This is a genomic window from Brevundimonas sp., from assembly GCF_036677305.1.
Taxonomy (GTDB): Bacteria; Pseudomonadota; Alphaproteobacteria; order Caulobacterales; family Caulobacteraceae; genus Brevundimonas.
The window spans coordinates 1-3,573 of sequence record NZ_JAKFEB010000032.1 but is presented as its reverse complement, the minus strand read 5'-3'; the positions used below and the strand labels follow the sequence as shown (position 1 = coordinate 3,573).

4 protein-coding genes are annotated in these 3,573 nt (G+C 72.4%); all 4 read left to right on the top strand.

The genetic code is table 11. From position 1 onward, the window contains the following. Nucleotides 1-2,661 (top strand): intermembrane phospholipid transport protein YdbH family protein (locus tag V6M42_RS02235; protein ID WP_332676856.1); only part of this gene is annotated, 2,661 nt, incomplete at its 5' end. Nucleotides 2,662-2,773: 112 nt separating this feature from the next. Next, the gene (locus V6M42_RS02230; RefSeq protein WP_442880908.1) at nt 2,774-2,923 is read left to right on the top strand and encodes a YnbE family lipoprotein; all 150 of its coding nucleotides are present in this window, start codon (nt 2,774-2,776) and stop codon (nt 2,921-2,923) included. Nucleotides 2,924-2,940: 17 nt separating this feature from the next. Continuing rightward, a complete protein-coding gene (locus V6M42_RS02225) occupies nt 2,941-3,303 on the top strand; it encodes a YdbL family protein (protein WP_332657437.1) in 363 nt (120 codons plus the stop codon). A gap of 75 nt (nt 3,304-3,378) precedes the next feature. Further along, entirely contained in the window at nt 3,379-3,564 is a 186-nt protein-coding gene (locus V6M42_RS02220) for a hypothetical protein (protein ID WP_332676854.1), read from the top strand. Nucleotides 3,565-3,573: the final 9 nt, after the last annotated feature.

Here is a 3,573-nt window from a genome sequence, read left to right as displayed (position 1 = left end):
GCCAACATTCTCGGCGACGCCCGGATCGATAACGGCAAGCTGATGCGGCTGGTCGCGCGCATGCCCGCCACCGCCTTCAAGAGCGGCGAGGCCGAGGCCCGGTCGCTGAGCGCCGCCGTCGACCTGACCACCACCGGCGACCGGATCGCGGTGCGCCTCGACGCCGCCGCCGAGCAGGCGACCCTGCCGGGTCTCGCGGCCGATGCGGCGAAGCTGATCCTGACCGGCAACCTGCCCTATCCCGACTTCAAGGGCCGGAAGGGCGACGGCGCCGCCGCCCTGAACGGCGCCTTCACCGCCGCCCGCCTGTCGTCCGGCGATACGACGGCCCGGGGCGCCGACGCCCGCCTGGCCTTCACCGGCCAGACCGCGGGCTGGATCGAGACCTTCCGCATCGCCGGCTCCGGCGATCTCGACGTCCGGGCCGCCCGCATCGACGGCCCCGCCGCCGCCTCGGGCGTCCGCCTGCGTCTGGACCGCGCCCGCACCGTATTCAGTCGCGACGCCCAGGGCTTCGGCTGGCGTCTGGAGGGCCCGGCCACGGCCTCCGCCGCCCGCGCCTCCGGGGCGGGGCTGGACGGAACCGGCGTCACCGTGCGCGCTTCCAGCCTGACGCTGGGCGGCCGGGGCGGCGCCCTGGAGGCCCAGGGGCCCGTCGCCCTGTCCGCCGACCGCCTCGCCTGGGACGATCTGATCCTGACCGGCGCCCGCGCGGCCGGGCGGATGGATCTGGTCGTCAATCAGGGCCTGCGCCTCGACGCCACGGGCTCGCTGTCCGCGGCGCGCGGAAGCTGGCCCCTGTTCGGTCCCGCCGGCCGCGACGACGTGCCCGAACTGACCGGGATGAAGGAGGCCCTGTCCGCCTTCGCCATCGACATTCCCGCCTTCAGCGTCACCGCCGCTCCGTCCGGAACCCGCGTCGCCCTGAACCGGCCGGCGACCCTGCGTCCCGCCAACGGCGGCGTCCTGACCCTGCGGCCGGCCGCAGGACCCATTTTTTCGGCCAGGCGCGGTCAGCTGGGCGGCGGCGGCTTCAGCCTGACGGCGACCCGGGGCAGGGGTTTGCTCGACGCGGCCTTCTCCATCCCGGACTGGCGGCTGACTCCCTCGGGCTTCACCGCGACCCTGGACGGCCGCGCCGCCCTCGATTTCGGCCTTGCGCGAGGCATCACGGTCCAGACGCGCGGCCAGGTGACCTCGTCGAACGGCCGGGTCACCTATGTCGCCGCCGGCTGCGGCCCCGTCACGGTCGAACGGCTGGAACTGGACGAGAGCGACGTCACCAATCTGGCCGGCCAGCTCTGTCCGGCCGCCCGCCCGCTGGCCAGCATCGCCGAGGGCGGCTGGCGGTCCGATGGAACCCTGCGCGGCTTCAGCGCCGACGCCCCCTTCCTCGCCCTGAATTTCCGCGACATCCAGGGCGGCTTCACGGCTGTCGGCGCCGCCCGGGGCATCACCCTCGATGCGCGCGTCGCCAGCGCCACGGTCGCGGACGCGACCACCCCGCTGCGCTTCAATCCCCTGGGCGCGACCGGCGCGGCGCGGATGACAGGCGAGGACTGGACCGGCGCCTTCGACCTGACCCGCAACGGCGCCGCCCTCGGCCGTCTGACCCTGGCCCACGACGGCGCCGCCGGCGCCGGCGGAATCGTCGTCGACGCCCCGTCCATCGTCTTCGCCGAGGGCGGCCTCCAGCCCGGCGACCTCAGCCCCCTGGCCGGGGACTTCGTCGGCTCGCCCGCCACGGGCTCCGTCAGCTTCAACGGCCGTATCGACTGGCGCGCCGAAACCGAGGGAACCAGCTCCGGCCGGCTGACCATTCCCGGCCTCGACTTCGTCAGCCCCGCCGGCCCGGTCACGGGCCTGCGCGGAACGGTCGATTTCACCAATCTGGCTCCCCTGACCGCCGCCCCCGGCCAGAGGCTGACGGCCGACCAGCTGGAGTCCTTCGTCCCCCTGACCGACATCGAACTGACCTTCGGCCTCGACAAGGCGGCGGTGACCCTTGAGGGCGGCGATCTCGCCGTCGCCGGCGGTCGCATCAGCATCGAGCCCTTCGCCATCCCGCTGGACCCGACCCAGCCGATCACCGGCGTCATCGTCCTCGACAAGGTCCAGCTGGGCCAGGTCATCGCCGGCTCCGGCTTCGGCGACAAGGTCATGCTGGACGCCCTCGTCTCGGGCCGGCTGCCCTTCACCTCGACGCGGGAAGGCGGCGTCCGCATCAGCGGCGGCTCCCTCGCCGCCGTCCAGCCCGGCCGCCTGTCCATCGCCCGGGAAGCGCTCAGCGGACTGGAGGCTGGCGGGGGCGGGGAGGGCGTGCCGCCCAACACCATCCAGGACCTCGCCTACCAGGCCATGGAGAATCTCTCGTTCGACCTGCTCTCGGCCGAGGTGAACAGCCTCGACGAGGGCCGGATCGGCGTCCTGTTCCGCATCCGCGGTCGCCACGATCCGCCGCAGAAGCAGGAACTGCGCATCTCCATCGCCGACTTCATCAGCCGCGAGTTCCTGAACCGCGAACTGCCCCTGCCGTCCGGCACCGGGATCGACCTGACGCTGGACACGACCCTCAATCTCAATCAGCTGGTCGGCGACCTGCTGGAGCTGAACCGCGCCCGCGGCGGCCAGCCGGCCTCCGTTCCGGCCACGACCCCGTGATGACGCCGTTCAGAACCCGTTCACCCCGTCGGGCGTTAGATCGCCGCGGATCAAGGACCGGAGACCACAGACCATGACCCGGACGCGCACACGCCTCGCCATCCTCGGCCTCATGGCCGCCCTCGGCGCAAGCGCCTGCACGCCCACGGTCCGGCTGCAGGTCGACCCGATCCAGATCTATGCGAAACTCGACGCCGATGTTCGCGTGCGCCTCGACAAGGAGCTTCAGGACCTCCTCGTCGAAAATCCCAACCTGTTCTGACGCGAAAGTTGACCCAGATGTCTTTCCGCAAGTTCTTCGTCGTCGCCGCCGCCGTCGCGGCTCTGGGCGTCGCCGCGGGCGCGGCCTTCGCCCAGACCTCCGCCCAGAAGTCGATGATCGACGCCGCCAAGGCGCAGGGGACCGTGGGTGAACAGGCCGACGGCTACCTCGGCTTCCGCGTCCCCGCCTCGGACGCGAACCTGACCCAGGCGGTCCAGGCCACCAACAGCGCCCGCCGCGAGGCCTACGCGCGCAGCGCCCAGGCCGCGGGCACCACGCCCGACGTCGCGGGCGCCCGGATGTTCGAAGGCCAGCTGCTGCCGCGCATCAGCTCGGGCCAGTGGTACCGCAACGCCCAGGGCCAGTGGGTCCAGCGCTAAGCGTAACCATACGGACCCTTCGGGGTCCGGCAGGGTTCCCTGAGCAGCCGGTTGTCCCGGCCGATGGGGACTACGATGCGAACCGCACCGCAATGCCTGGCCATGGCCGCGCGCATGGACAGCTACGCCGCACGTTATGCCTCGCCGGTCATGACCGCAGCCTGGACCAGCATGGCGCTCTACTGGCGCGACCTGGCCCATCAGGCCGACTGGCAGGACCGCATCTCGCCGGGCGGCCCTGAAGTCGGCTTCCCTACATAAATCCCCGCG

Excerpts from the sequence above, each read along its gene's own strand:
- V6M42_RS02220 (WP_332676854.1), top strand. The coding sequence starts at position 3,379 with ATGCGAACCGCACCGCAATGCCTGGCCATGGCCGCGCGCATGGACAGC.
- V6M42_RS02225 (WP_332657437.1), top strand. The coding sequence starts at position 2,941 with ATGTCTTTCCGCAAGTTCTTCGTCGTCGCCGCCGCCGTCGCGGCTCTG.
- V6M42_RS02230 (WP_442880908.1), top strand. The coding sequence starts at position 2,774 with ATGGCCGCCCTCGGCGCAAGCGCCTGCACGCCCACGGTCCGGCTGCAG.